Annotated in this window: 9 protein-coding genes; 5 read left to right on the forward strand and 4 right to left on the reverse strand. The window is 67.9% G+C overall.

What is annotated here, in order from left to right; genetic code table 11:
* Positions 1-146: 146 nt before the first annotated feature.
* On the forward strand, positions 147-1,811 hold the full coding sequence (ettA, locus tag VV867_RS03275; RefSeq protein WP_109934273.1) for an energy-dependent translational throttle protein EttA: 1,665 nt from the start codon (positions 147-149) through the stop codon (positions 1,809-1,811).
* 230 nt (positions 1,812-2,041) lie between these two features.
* Positions 2,042-3,376, forward strand: a complete 1,335-nt coding sequence (gene gdhA, locus VV867_RS03280) for an NADP-specific glutamate dehydrogenase (protein WP_328565610.1) — start codon at positions 2,042-2,044, stop codon at positions 3,374-3,376.
* 380 nt (positions 3,377-3,756) lie between these two features.
* Here gdhA and VV867_RS03285 read toward each other — a convergent pair whose 3' ends face one another.
* From VV867_RS03285 to VV867_RS03300, 4 genes are all read right to left on the reverse strand, one after another.
* Positions 3,757-4,779 (reverse strand): cytochrome-c peroxidase, encoded by a 1,023-nt coding sequence (locus VV867_RS03285; protein ID WP_109934271.1) that lies wholly within the window; start codon positions 4,777-4,779, stop codon positions 3,757-3,759.
* Positions 4,780-4,951: 172 nt separating this feature from the next.
* Complete coding sequence (locus VV867_RS03290) at positions 4,952-6,172, reverse strand: RtcB family protein (RefSeq protein WP_328565611.1); 1,221 nt, start codon at positions 6,170-6,172, stop codon at positions 4,952-4,954.
* A gap of 46 nt (positions 6,173-6,218) precedes the next feature.
* Positions 6,219-8,084 carry an Lnb N-terminal periplasmic domain-containing protein gene (locus tag VV867_RS03295; protein WP_328565612.1) on the reverse strand — a complete coding sequence of 622 codons (1,866 nt, stop codon included), beginning with the start codon at positions 8,082-8,084 and terminating at the stop codon, positions 6,219-6,221.
* Positions 8,085-8,141: 57 nt separating this feature from the next.
* Positions 8,142-8,630 carry a DUF3015 domain-containing protein gene (locus tag VV867_RS03300; RefSeq protein WP_009617533.1) on the reverse strand — a complete coding sequence of 163 codons (489 nt, stop codon included), beginning with the start codon at positions 8,628-8,630 and terminating at the stop codon, positions 8,142-8,144.
* A 231-nt stretch (positions 8,631-8,861) separates the two neighbouring features.
* Between VV867_RS03300 and VV867_RS03305 the strand changes: the two genes are divergently transcribed.
* The 3 genes from VV867_RS03305 (at position 8,862) to VV867_RS03315 (ending at position 12,295) form a co-directional block, all read left to right on the forward strand.
* On the forward strand, positions 8,862-9,191 hold the full coding sequence (locus VV867_RS03305) for a TraR/DksA family transcriptional regulator (protein ID WP_109934267.1): 330 nt from the start codon (positions 8,862-8,864) through the stop codon (positions 9,189-9,191).
* Between the two features lie 99 nt (positions 9,192-9,290).
* On the forward strand, positions 9,291-11,774 hold the full coding sequence (locus tag VV867_RS03310) for a Lon protease family protein (protein ID WP_275627667.1): 2,484 nt from the start codon (positions 9,291-9,293) through the stop codon (positions 11,772-11,774).
* A gap of 179 nt (positions 11,775-11,953) precedes the next feature.
* Positions 11,954-12,295, forward strand: a complete 342-nt coding sequence (locus tag VV867_RS03315; protein ID WP_089391115.1) for a PA4575 family protein — start codon at positions 11,954-11,956, stop codon at positions 12,293-12,295.
* Positions 12,296-12,429: the final 134 nt, after the last annotated feature.

Consider the following 12,429-nt stretch of genomic DNA (forward strand, 5'->3'; position numbering starts at 1 on the left):
CCTGTTTCCGCGAGTCCGGCCCTGCCGTCGCCCGCCTCGCCCGTCGCCCGCGGCCAATGGTCGCGCCCCGAGTACCGGGGTGCACCGGCCCGCCGGACGCGACAGCCATGACGGCCATTCACTTTCATCCCAGAAGCTAGGTATCCATGGCTCAATACGTCTATACCATGCACCGGGTCGGCAAGGTCGTGCCGCCCAAGCGTGAAATCCTCAAGGACATCTCCCTGTCGTTCTTCCCCGGCGCCAAGATCGGCGTGCTGGGCCTGAACGGCGCGGGTAAATCCACCCTGCTGCGCATCATGGCCGGTGTCGACACCGAGATCGAGGGCGAAGCCCGCCCGATGCCGGGCATCAAGGTCGGCTACCTGCCGCAGGAGCCGCAGCTCGACCCGCAGAAGACCGTGCGCGAGGTGGTCGAGGAAGCGGTGGACGAGGTCAAGCAGGCCCAGGCCCGCCTGGACGAGGTCTACGCCGCCTACGCCGAGCCGGATGCCGACTTCGACGCCCTGGCCGCCGAGCAGGCCAAGCTGGAGGCCATCATCCACTCCTCCGACGGCCACAACCTGGAGCGCCAGCTGGAAGTCGCCGCAGACGCCCTGCGCCTGCCGCCGTGGGAGGCGAAGATCGAGCACCTCTCCGGTGGCGAGAAGCGCCGCGTGGCGCTGTGCCGCCTGCTGCTGTCGGCCCCGGACATGCTGCTGCTGGACGAACCGACCAACCACCTGGATGCCGACTCCGTCGCCTGGCTGGAGCACTTCCTCCACGACTTCCCCGGCACCGTGGTGGCGATCACCCACGACCGCTACTTCCTCGACAACGTCGCCGGCTGGATCCTCGAACTGGACCGTGGCCACGGCATCCCGTTCGAAGGCAACTACTCCGGCTGGCTGGAATCCAAGGCCAGCCGCCTGGCCCAGGAAGCCAAGCAGGAAGCCTCCCACGCCAAGGCCATGAAGGCCGAGCTGGAGTGGGTGCGCCAGGGCGCCAAGGGCCGCCAGGCCAAGTCCAAGGCGCGCCTGCAGCGCTTCGAGGAAATGCAGTCGCAGGAATTCCAGAAGCGCAGCGAGACCAACGAGATCTACATCCCGGCCGGTCCGCGCCTGGGCGACAAGGTCATCGAGCTGCACAACGTCAGCAAGGGCTATGGCGACCGCGTGCTGATCGACGACCTGTCGCTGAGCATTCCCAAGGGCGCCATCGTCGGCGTGATCGGCGGCAACGGCGCGGGCAAGTCGACCCTGTTCCGCATGCTGACCGGCAAGGAGCAACCGGACTCGGGCAGCATCGAGATCGGCGACACCGTGCAGATCGCCAGCGTCGACCAGAGCCGCGACAGCCTGGAAGGCACCAAGACCGTGTGGGAGCAGGTTTCCGACGGCTTCGAGCAGATCAGGATCGGCAACTACGAGGTCCCCTCGCGCAGCTACGTCGGCCGCTTCAACTTCAAGGGCGCCGACCAGCAGAAGTTCGTCAAGGACCTCTCCGGTGGTGAGCGCGGCCGCCTGCACCTGGCCCTGACCCTGAAGCAGGGCGGCAACGTGCTGCTGCTCGACGAACCGTCCAACGACCTCGACGTGGAAACCCTGCGCGCCCTGGAAGAGGCGCTGCTGGACTTCCCCGGCGCCGCCATCGTGATTTCCCACGATCGCTGGTTCCTGGACCGTATCGCCACCCACATCCTGTCCTACGAGGACGACGGCAAGGTGGTGTTCTTCGAAGGCAACTACACCGAGTTCGAAGCCGACCGCAAGAAGCGCCTGGGCGAGGCTGCCGCGCAGCCGCACCGCGTGCGCTACAAGAAGCTGGCGTAAGCCGCTTGCCAGTGGAAGCGGGGCCTTCGGGCCCCGTTTTTCATGGCGTGCAGGGTGTTTTGAAATATCTTGCAATATTTGCTGCAGCCCAGTCTCTGAAAGGGCTTTCTTACAGATTTGCACCAAAAAGATTCATAAAGGCGTCATGTCGCACTGTCTCGGTGCGGTATCGGTTGTTAGAGTCTCGCCGCAAAAGGGCCCCGCCCATAATCAGAAAGACCGGTGTAGACATGACGCAATCCGTTGACTCGTTCCTCGAGCGCCTCAAGCGGCGCGACCCCGATCAGCCCGAATTCCACCAGGCGGTGGAGGAGGTGCTGCGTTCCCTCTGGCCGTTCCTCGAAGCCCACCCGCATTACCTGCAGGCCGGCATCGTCGAGCGCATCGTCGAGCCCGAACGCGCCATCCTGTTCCGCGTGCCCTGGGTCGACGACCAGGGCCGGGTACGGGTCAACCGCGGCTTCCGCGTACAGATGAGCAGCGCCATCGGCCCCTACAAGGGCGGCCTGCGCTTCCACCCCTCGGTGAACCTGGGCGTGCTCAAGTTCCTGGCCTTCGAGCAGGTGTTCAAGAACTCCCTGACCTCGCTGCCCATGGGCGGCGGCAAGGGCGGCTCGGACTTCGACCCCAAGGGCAAGAGCGACGCCGAGGTGATGCGCTTCTGCCAGTCGTTCATGAGCGAGCTGTACCGCCACGTCGGCGCCGACCTGGACGTGCCGGCCGGTGACATCGGCGTCGGCGCCCGCGAGATCGGCTACCTGTTCGGCCAGTACAAGCGCCTGGCCAACGAATTCAGCTCGGTGCTCACCGGCAAGGGCCTGGCCTACGGCGGCAGCCTGATCCGCCCGGAAGCCACCGGCTACGGCTGCGTGTACTTCGCCCAGGAGATGCTCAAGGCCCGCGAAAGCGGCTTCGACGGCCAGCGCGTGGCCATCTCCGGCTCCGGCAACGTGGCCCAGTACGCGGCGCAGAAGGTGATGGAACTGGGCGGCAAGGTGATCTCGCTGTCCGACTCCGAAGGCACCCTGTTCGCCGAAGGCGGCCTGAGCCTGGAACAGTGGGAAGAAGTGATGGAGCTGAAGAACGTCCGCCGCGGCCGTCTCAGCGAAATGACCGGCCCCGGCCTGCGCTTCCTGGCCGGCCAGCGCCCCTGGTCGCTGCCCTGCGACATCGCGCTGCCCTGTGCGACGCAGAACGAACTGGACGCCGAGGACGCCCGCATCCTGCTGGCCAACGGCTGCATCTGCGTGGCCGAAGGTGCCAACATGCCGTCGACCCTGGAGGCCGTGGATATCTTCCTCGAAGCCGGCATCCTCTACGCGCCGGGCAAGGCCTCCAACGCCGGCGGCGTCGCCACCAGCGGCCTGGAGATGAGCCAGAACGCCATGCGCCTGCACTGGAGCGCCGGCGAGGTGGACCAGCGCCTGCACGGCATCATGCAGAACATCCACCACGCCTGCGTCGCCCACGGCGAGGAGAACGGCCGGATCAACTACGTGAAGGGCGCCAACATCGCCGGCTTCGTCAAGGTCGCCGACGCCATGCTGGCGCAAGGGGTGGTCTGACCGGCCGAAACGCCGAAGCCCGGTGGGGCGGATAACGTTCGACGTTATCCGCCGTTCGGCCTTGGCTCCAGGCGAGGTGTAGGGCGAGCATGGCGATGGGTATCGCTTCGCTCCACCCATCCTACGCGAGCGCGCCGAAGTGCTTTTCGTAGGAGCGAGCTTGCTCGCGAACGAACTCCGCTGCGGGGCATCAGGTTCGCGAGCAAGCTCGCTCCTACAGTTCCCGGGATGTACGGTATTCCTACCCGTAGGACTCTGCCCGCGATCGCCGGAGGTCCCGGTGCAGTTCGCGGATGAGGTCCTGCGCCGTTCCCCTGTAGGAGCGCGCCCTGCGCGCGAAATCGCAGGCAGGGCCTGCTCCTACAGGTGGGGTCCCGTGGTCAATCCACCGGGCGCGGCGTGGTGGCCGTGCTCGGCGGCAGCAGCGGGTACTGCACCTGCGGCTGCTTGCCGGTGACGGTCTTGAGGAAGGCGACTATGTCGCCCACTTCGCCGGCATCCAGCTGCTTGCCCAGCTGCGCGGTGCCCATGATCGTCACCGCTTCCTCCAGGTCCCACACCTGCCCGCTGTGGAAGTAGGGCGCGGTGAGGGCCACGTTGCGCAACGGCGCGGCACGGAACACGTATTCGTCGTTCTGCGTCTTGGTCACCGCGAAGCGGCCCTTGTCGCCGCTGGGCAGGATGCTGGCATCGGGTTTCTTCACCAGGCCGAACGGGAAGTAGGCCTGGCCGCCGAGGTTCACGCCGTTGTGGCAGCTGATGCAGCCGGCGCTCATGAAGGCCTGCAGCCCTTTCTTCTCCTTGGCGTCCAGGGCCTTGTCGTCACCCTTGAGGTACTGGTCGAAGCGCGAGTCGGGGGTGATCAGCGTCGATTCGAAGGCCTGCAGCGCGCGGGCCATGTTGTCGAAGCTCACCGCCTGCTTGTCGCCGGGGAAGGCTTTCCCGAAGGCCGCCACGTACTCGGGCATGCTCTTGAGCGCGGCCTCGACGTTCTTCGGCGTGTTGTGCATCTCCACCGGGTTCTGCACCGGCCCCTTGGCCTGTTCCTCCAGGTCCTTGGCGCGGCCGTCCCAGAACTGCGCCACGTTGAACACCGCGTTGAACACCGTCGGCGAGTTGCGCGCCCCTTTCTGCCAGGCGTGGCCGCTGGAGGCGGGCACGTTGTCGGCACCGCCGGTGCCGATGTTGTGGCAGGTGTTGCAGCTGATCACGTGGCTGGCCGACAAGCGCGGCTCGAAGAACAGCTGGCGGCCCAGCTCCACCTGGGCCGCATCCAGCCCGGCCGCCTGTTCGGGGATGGGCTTGAAGATGGCGTTGGCCTGGTCGCGCAGGGCGTCGGCGTGTGCGGCGGTACTGCTGGCGGCCAACAACAGGCCGCCCAGGGCCAGTTTCAGGGGCTGCATGGAGTGATCTCCTCGTTTCAGGCTATTGGTTTTTCTGATTCAAGGAGAGGCTAGGCCGGGAGGGCGCGAATTGATCGGGATCAAGCCGGCTCTCTCAGGGGCTGCGGGGATTTGCCGCAGGTGCTCGGGGGAAGGCGAGGGGCGCAGGGGCCGGTTCAGGCGAAGGCGTCGTTCAGCCCTTCACGCAGACCACCTGGCGCAGGGTGTGCACCACTTCCACCAGGTCGCGCTGGGCGGCCATCACCGCGTCTATGTCCTTGTAGGCCATGGGGATCTCGTCGATCACGTCCTTGTCCTTGCGGCACTCGACGTGGGCGGTGGCGCGCACCTGGTCCTCGACGCCGAAGCGCTTCTTCGCCTGGGTGCGGCTCATGCTGCGGCCGGCGCCGTGGCTGCAGGAACAGAACGCCTCCTGGTTGCCCAGCCCACGGACGATGAAGCTCTTCGCGCCCATGGAGCCGGGGATGATGCCGAGCTGGCCCCGCTGCGCCGAGACCGCGCCCTTGCGGGTGACCAGCACCTCGCGGCCGAAATGCTGCTCGCGCTGCACGTAGTTGTGGTGGCAGTTCACCGCCTCCAGGCTGGCCTCGAAGGGCTTGCTGATCACCTTGCGCGCCGCGGCCACCACCGCCTGCATCATCAGTTCGCGGTTCTGCCGGGCGAAGTCCTGGGCCCAGCCCACCGCCTCGACGTAGTCGTCGAAGTGCCGGCTGCCTTCCTCGAAGTAGGCCAGGTCCCTGTCCGGCAGGTTGGCCAGGTGCTGGCGCATGTCGGCCTGGGCCAGTTCGATGAACAGGCAGCCGATGGCGTTGCCCACCCCGCGCGAGCCGCTGTGCAGCATGAACCAGACGCGGTCGGCCTCGTCCAGGCAGACCTCGATGAAGTGGTTGCCGGTGCCCAGGGTGCCCAGGTGGCTGCGGTTGTTGGCCTTCTCCAGGCGCGGGTACTTGTCGGTGATGGCGCGGAAGCGCCGGGCCAGGCCCTTCCAGGCCTGGTCGGCGGGTGCCGGCACGTCGTCCCAGGCGCCCTGGTCGCGGCGGCCGAAGGTCTTGCCGTGGGGCACCGCCTTCTCGATGGCGCTGCGCAGGCCGTGCAGGTTGTCCGGCAGGTCGGCGGCGACCAGCGAGGTGCGCGCGGCGATCATGCCGCAGCCGATGTCCACGCCGACCGCGGCCGGGATGATGGCGCCGACGGTGGGGATCACGCTGCCGATGGTCGAGCCCTTGCCCAGGTGCACGTCGGGCATCACCGCCAGGTGCCTGAAGATGAACGGCAGGCGTGCGGTGTTCATCAGTTGCTGGCGCGCCTCGTCCTCGACCGGGACGCCCTGGGTCCAGAGCTTGATCGGCTTGCCGCCGGCGACTTCGAGCAGGGTGGGGGCTGTGGTTTTCATGGCGCGCTACCCGCCCGCCATCGCGGCGGGCGCTGAATCCTGTGGTTCAGTAATGGTACCAGCGCAGCTCCAGCATGACCTCGCCGACCGGCCCGGCCTGGTGGCTGAACTGGCGTTCGGCGGACAGGCGCAGGCCGAGGTTGCGGCCCAGTTCCACCTGCTGGCCGAGGCTCAGGCTGCGGCGCACTTCGCCGTTGTGGAAGTAGTCGCCCTTGGCCTCCAGGGCCAGGTTGCCCAGCGGGTTGCGCCAGAGCACGCCGGTGTCGAAGCCCAGCGCCGGCGCCACAGTGGCGGCGAAGTCGGGGTTGTTTTCGATGCGTGCGGTGCCCAGGGCGTAGGCCTGCAGGTCGTCGGCGAGCTTCCAGCTGCCGCCGGCGCCGCCGTTGACGTGGCCGGCCAGGGTGTCGTGGCCGTCGTCGCTATGCTTGCCCGGCACCCGCTCCCAGCCGCCGGTGACCTGCCAGGACAGCGGTTGCAGCAGGGCGTTGCGCGGGGTCATGGAGCGGATGCTGACCAGGTCCAGGCGCTGCAGCTGCCAGCGGTTGCCCTCGTACTGGCGCAGGCGCAGGTCGCCCAGCTCCAGCTGCGCGCCCTGGGGGAAGCCGTAGCTGTTGTCCAGCAGGTCGTGGTAGGCCATGCGCAGGCCGTAGTCGGCGAAGGCCTGGCCGTCGCGGCTGCCGGCGCCGAGCTGCCAGGTCAGCGACTGGTGGCCTTCCTCCGGCTGTCCGGGGCGCTCCACCCGGGCCGGCGGCGGCGGGTTCTGGTTGATCGCCCGCAGCAGCTGGTAGCTGCGCGCGGCATCGGCCTCGTCGCGCTCCTTGCCGGTGGCGCGGTAGCGCAGCAGGCGGAAGGCGGTGTCCTGCACCAGCGCCTGGCGCGGCGCGGGCAGGGCCTTGAATTCGGGGGCGTCGAGCAGGCGGTCGTCGTCGGCCAGGCGCCGGGCCAGCTGTTTCTCGCCGGCGTCCAGCGGCTCGGCGCGGGCCAGCAGTTCCTTCTCCCGCGAGGGGCGGTAGTCGATCTTGTCGATCATCCCGGCCTGCTTCACCGCGCGCACCGTGTCGGTGGGGATGGCGTAGAGCGGGAATTCGTCGGTCAGTTTCACCCCGGGGCGGGCGATCTCCAGCAGTTCGAGCAGGCGGAAGGAGCAGTTCTCGTCGAAGAAGAAGTACTTGAAGCGGACCTGCTTGAGTTCCCAGACGTGCTCGACCATGCGCCCGGTCTCCTCGGGCGTGAGGTTCAGGCGGTACTCCCAGAGGTCGCGGTTCTCCAGGCGGCTGTATTCGGAGAGCTTCTCGCGGTAGGGCACCAGGGCGAACAGTCCGGGGTAGCCGCCCATCAGGCCCTTCCAGGCGTAGAGGATGCTGTTGTCCATGCCCTCGATGAAGGCGCCGAAGTTCAGCGCGTAGCTGAGCAGGGCGGTGTTGTTGCTGTCGACGTCGGCCTGGTCGATGCGCAGCAGGGTGTGGCCGAACATCGACGAGGGGCTGTTCAGGTAGGCGGCGGGGAACACCAGCACCGCGCTGTGCGGGTTGATGTCGCCGTACCAGGTGTCGTACTCCTGGCACGCGGGGCGCGGCAGGTCGGTCAGCTGCAGTTGCTGCTTCAGCCAGCGGGTGCGCGCCGGGTAGACGCACTGGGCATGCTTGTCGCCCAGGTCGGGGGCGGCGTAGAGGGCGTCCAGGGTGGCCTTGAGCTCGTGCTCGGGCGAGCGCTCGCCGTCGTCGGCGAGGAAGAACCGGTCGTCGTCGACGAAGCTGCGCCAGCCGCCCAGCTTGCTCGGCGTGTAGTGCCCCAGGGCCAGCCAGTAGGGCTGCGCGGCCAGGGCCTGGAGGCGGGATTCGGGGAATTGGGGGCTCGCGTGCAGGGATGCGCAGGCGCACAGCGCCAGCCATGGCAACAGGCGTTTGGGCATGGGGACCTTAGCGGGTCGGGGTAGGGGAGCCCGCCCCGGTGGGGCGGGCCGTCAGGCTCAGGCCTGTTCCGCGTACTTGGCCAGGCGGGTGTCCTGTTTCAGCACGGCCTGGGTGTTGGCATAGACGTCCTCGGCGGTGACGTCGGACTTGTTGAAGATCTGCGCGAAGTGCTCGTGGGTCACTTCGGCGAAGTGCGCGCGGTCTTCGGGCTTCACGCCCAGGACCACGGCGTAGGTGGTCAGGGCTTCGCCGTCACCCTTGGCCATGTCTTCGGACAGCTCGTCCATCATGCTGCTCAGCACGATCATCGGCTTGCCGCCGTAGGTCAGCGCGCCATTGGTGTGGCAGCCGTTGGTGCCGGTGGTCATGCCGAAGGTGTTGTTGCCCGAGGAGCCGTTGGTGGTGGCCGCCAGCACGTGGGTGGCGGTGCCGCGCTGGCCCTTGAAGAGCATCTGGCCCCAGCCGCAGCCGTCGCTGCCGGGGGCGTCGGCGAAGGCGCCGATGGAAACGGTGGCGAGGAGGGTACCGAGTAGAATCCTTTTCATCTGCGTATCTCTCTTTGTTCGTATGCATGGCTGTACGTAGCCGCTGACAGCAAACAGCGCCAGGCAGAGCTTTGTAGGAATATCCTGGGGGTGTCAAGGCGCGATGTCTCCCAACCCACGGCGGGGCGAACTGCGTCATGCTCCGCACAACAGGCTATTGATCGGTATCAGCGGCGATTCCCTTGGAACCGGCCACACTTGAAACAGTTCCTTGCCCGTCGGAGAGGCGTCATGGCCGTAGATGATTTCGACCCCCGTTCTGCCCTGGATGCGCTGGCCAGCGAATATTCCCAGCGTGCCGCCGCGATCCGCCGCGACCTGGCGCGCTCCCACTCGCCGGACTTCGCCGAGCAGGCCCAGCAGCGGGAGAACGATGACGTGCTGCGGGCCCTGCTGGCCGAAGCCGATGCGGGCATGCGCCTGGTGGGCCTGGCCCGCCTGCGCCTGGCAGACGGAACCTACGGACAATGCGTACGCTGCGGCGAAGCCATCGAGCCCCGCCGCCTGCGCGCCCTGCCGGCCACGGAATACTGCCTGCGCTGCGCCGACCTGCAGCACTGATCGACCCGCCCTTGCGCGCGCCTTGCCAGTGGCGCGCGGCCGGCGCGAGAATGCGGACAACTCTCCGCGGCCTTGCGCCGCCCGATGCAAGGACTTCCGATGCCCCAATCCGTTGCCGCCGGCCTGCGCCTGGCGCCCGATGAACTGACCCGCCCCTTCTCGCCCGAGCAGTTTGCCTTCGCCACCACCGACGACCTGGACCCCTTCCTCGGCGTCCTCGGCCAGGAGCGTGCGGTGGAGGCCCTGCAGTTCGGCGTGGCCATGCCGCGGCCGGGTTACAACGTGTTCGTCATGGGCGAGCCGGGGACCGGGCGCTTCTCCTTCGTGCAGCGCTACCTGAAGGCCGAGGCCAAGCGCCTGCCGACGCCGGCCGACTGGGTCTACGTCAACCACTTCGAGGAGGGCCGCGAGCCGCGCGCCATCGAGCTGCCGCCGGGCAGCGCCGCCGACTTCGGCGCGGACATCGACCAACTGATCGACAACCTGCTGTCGACCTTCCCCTCGGTGTTCGAGAACCCGGCCTACCAGCAGAAGAAGAGCGCCATCGACCGCGCCTTCAACCAGCGCTACGACAAGGCCCTGGACACCGTCGAGCGCCTCGCCCTGGAGAAGGACGTGGCGCTGTACCGCGACAGCGCGAACATCGCCTTCACCCCGATGAAGGACGGCAAGGCCCTCGACGAGGCCGAGTTCGCCCAGTTGCCGGAGGCCGAGCGCGAGCGTTTCCACGCCGACATCGCCGAGCTCGAGGAACAGCTCAACGAGGAGCTGGCCAGCCTGCCGCAGTGGAAGCGCGAGTCCAGCAACCAGCTGCGCCAGCTCAACGAGGAGACCATCACCCTCGCGCTGCAGCCGCTGCTGGCGCCGCTGGTGGAGAAGTACAACAACAACAGCGGGGTCTGCACCTACCTGCAGGCCATGCAGCTCAACCTGCTGAAGACCGTGGTCGACCAGCTGGTGGACACCGAGCGCAGCGACGCCCAGCGCAAGCTGATGCTGCAGGAGCTGTACGCGCCCAACCAGGTGATCGGCCACCACGCCACCAGCGGCGCGCCGGTGGTGCTCGAGTCGCACCCGACCTACGACAACCTGTTCGGCCGCATCGAGTACGCCTCCGACCAGGGCGCCCTCTACACCAGCTACCGGCAGCTGCGCCCGGGCGCGCTGCACCGCGCCAATGGCGGCTTCCTGGTGCTGGAGGCGGAGAAGCTGCTGGGCGAGCCCTTCGTCTGGGACGCGCTCAAGCGCGCCCTGCAAACGCGCCAGCTGAAAATGGAGTCGCCGCTGGCCGAGCTCGGCCGCCTGGCCGCCATGAGCCTGACGCCGCAGGTGATCCCGCTGCAGCTGAAGGTCATCATCATCGGCTCGCGGCAGATCTACTACACCCTGCAGGACCTGGACCCGGACTTCCAGGAGATGTTCCGCGTGCTGGTCGACTTCGACGAGGACATCCCGCTGGCCGAGGACAGCCTCGAACAGTTCGCCCAGCTGCTCAAGACGCGCACCTCGGAAGAGGGCATGGCGCCGCTGACCGCCACCGCGGTGGCGCGCCTGGCCACCTACAGCGCGCGCCTGGCCGAGCACCAGGGGCGCCTGTCGGCGCGCATCGGCGACCTGTTCCAGCTGGTCAGCGAGGCGGACTTCATCCGCCAGTTGGCCAGCGAGCCGGTCACCGACCTGGGCCACATCGAGCGTGCCCTCAAGGCCAAGGAAACCCGCACCGGCCGCGTTTCGGCGCGGATCCTCGACGACATGCTGGCCGGCATCGTGCTGATCGACACCGAAGGCGCCGCCGTGGGCAAGTGCAACGGCCTCACCGTGCTGGAGGTGGGCGATTCGGTGTTCGGCGTACCGGCGCGCATCTCCGCCACCGTCTACCCGGGCGGCAGCGGCATCGTCGACATCGAGCGCGAGGTCAGCCTGGGCCAGCCGATCCACTCCAAGGGCGTGATGATCCTCACCGGCTACCTGGGCAGCCGCTATGCCCAGGAGTACCCGCTGGAAATCTCCGCGAGCATCGCGCTCGAGCAGTCCTACGGCTACGTCGACGGCGACAGCGCCTCGCTCGGCGAGGTCTGCACGCTGATCTCGGCGCTGTCGCGCACGCCGCTGCGGCAGTGCTTCGCCATCACCGGCTCGATCAACCAGTTCGGCGAAGTGCAGGCGGTCGGCGGCGTCAACGAGAAGATCGAGGGCTTCTTCCGCCTCTGCGAGGCCCGCGGCCTGACCGGCGAGCAGGGGGTGATCATCCCGCGCTCCAACGTCAGCACCCTGATGCTCGACGAGCGCGTGCTGCAGGCGGTGCGCAACGGCCTGTTCAACGTCTACGCGGTGCGCCACGTCGACGAGGCGCTGGGCCTGCTGGTTGGCGAGCCGGCCGGCGCGCCGGACGCCAAGGGCCAGTTCCCGGCCGGCAGCGTCAACGCGCGGGTGGTCGAGCGCCTCAAGGAGATCGATGCCATGGGCATGGACGAGGAGGACAAGGAGAAGCTCGCCAAGGAGGCCGCGCCGGCCGCGGCCAAGGCCGCCAAGGCGCCGCAGGTGGAGAAGGAGCGGGCGCGCAAGAAGAAGGACAGCGACTGAGCCCGCTGCCGCTGGCCAGTCCTTGACCAGCGGCGGGGGCCCCAGCAATGGCGCTCGTCGGGCGCCGTTGCCCCCGTGGTGTCCACAACGATATCCACAACTATCGTGGATAAAACGGGCTTTCCCGAGGTCAACCCCGGGTGTAGGCTCGAAAACAGGACAACCGCGAGGGTGCCGCCATGCCGCGTAACCTCTGCCTTATCCGCCCCTGTCTGGGGTTGACCACGCGCATCGAGTGCGTGATCAGGCCGCTGGCCGGAGAGAATGGACTCTGGACACTGCTCTGCGCTGCGGGCATGGCGGGGGCGCAGCCCACCGCCATCAAGGCCCAGGGCCCGTTCTACGGGCCTTTCGTGGCCGAGGGCGTGCTCGAAGCCATCGCCGACTGCCTGGCCCAGCAGGGCTACGTGCCCGCCGACGACCTGCCCATCTGGCAGCTGCACCTGCAGGCCGAGCTGCGACGAATCAATGGCGAGCGCGTGCGCAACTTCGGGGACTACCAGTCCCACCCCGAGTCCTGAAGGCGCATTGCGCAGTCTCTGAGCGACCGCCGCCAACCCCCGGCGGGCGGGGGTTGGCGCGTTTCTTCCCGGCGTCCTGCACATATTTATCCACAGAATAACTGGATAACTCGCCGCGGGCCTTCAGCTATAAT

The sequence above is a fragment of the Pseudomonas sp. JH-2 genome (genome assembly GCF_036231725.1).
Lineage (GTDB): Bacteria > Pseudomonadota > Gammaproteobacteria > Pseudomonadales > Pseudomonadaceae > Pseudomonas > Pseudomonas delhiensis.

Coding starts and splice junctions, on each gene's coding strand:
- VV867_RS03290 (WP_328565611.1), bottom strand. CDS start 6,172: ATGAAAACCACAGCCCCCACCCTGCTCGAAGTCGCCGGCGGCAAGCCG.
- VV867_RS03295 (WP_328565612.1), bottom strand. CDS start 8,084: ATGCCCAAACGCCTGTTGCCATGGCTGGCGCTGTGCGCCTGCGCATCC.
- ettA (WP_109934273.1), top strand. CDS start 147: ATGGCTCAATACGTCTATACCATGCACCGGGTCGGCAAGGTCGTGCCG.
- VV867_RS03315 (WP_089391115.1), top strand. CDS start 11,954: ATGCCGCGTAACCTCTGCCTTATCCGCCCCTGTCTGGGGTTGACCACG.
- gdhA (WP_328565610.1), top strand. CDS start 2,042: ATGACGCAATCCGTTGACTCGTTCCTCGAGCGCCTCAAGCGGCGCGAC.
- VV867_RS03305 (WP_109934267.1), top strand. CDS start 8,862: ATGGCCGTAGATGATTTCGACCCCCGTTCTGCCCTGGATGCGCTGGCC.
- VV867_RS03310 (WP_275627667.1), top strand. CDS start 9,291: ATGCCCCAATCCGTTGCCGCCGGCCTGCGCCTGGCGCCCGATGAACTG.
- VV867_RS03285 (WP_109934271.1), bottom strand. CDS start 4,779: ATGCAGCCCCTGAAACTGGCCCTGGGCGGCCTGTTGTTGGCCGCCAGC.
- VV867_RS03300 (WP_009617533.1), bottom strand. CDS start 8,630: ATGAAAAGGATTCTACTCGGTACCCTCCTCGCCACCGTTTCCATCGGC.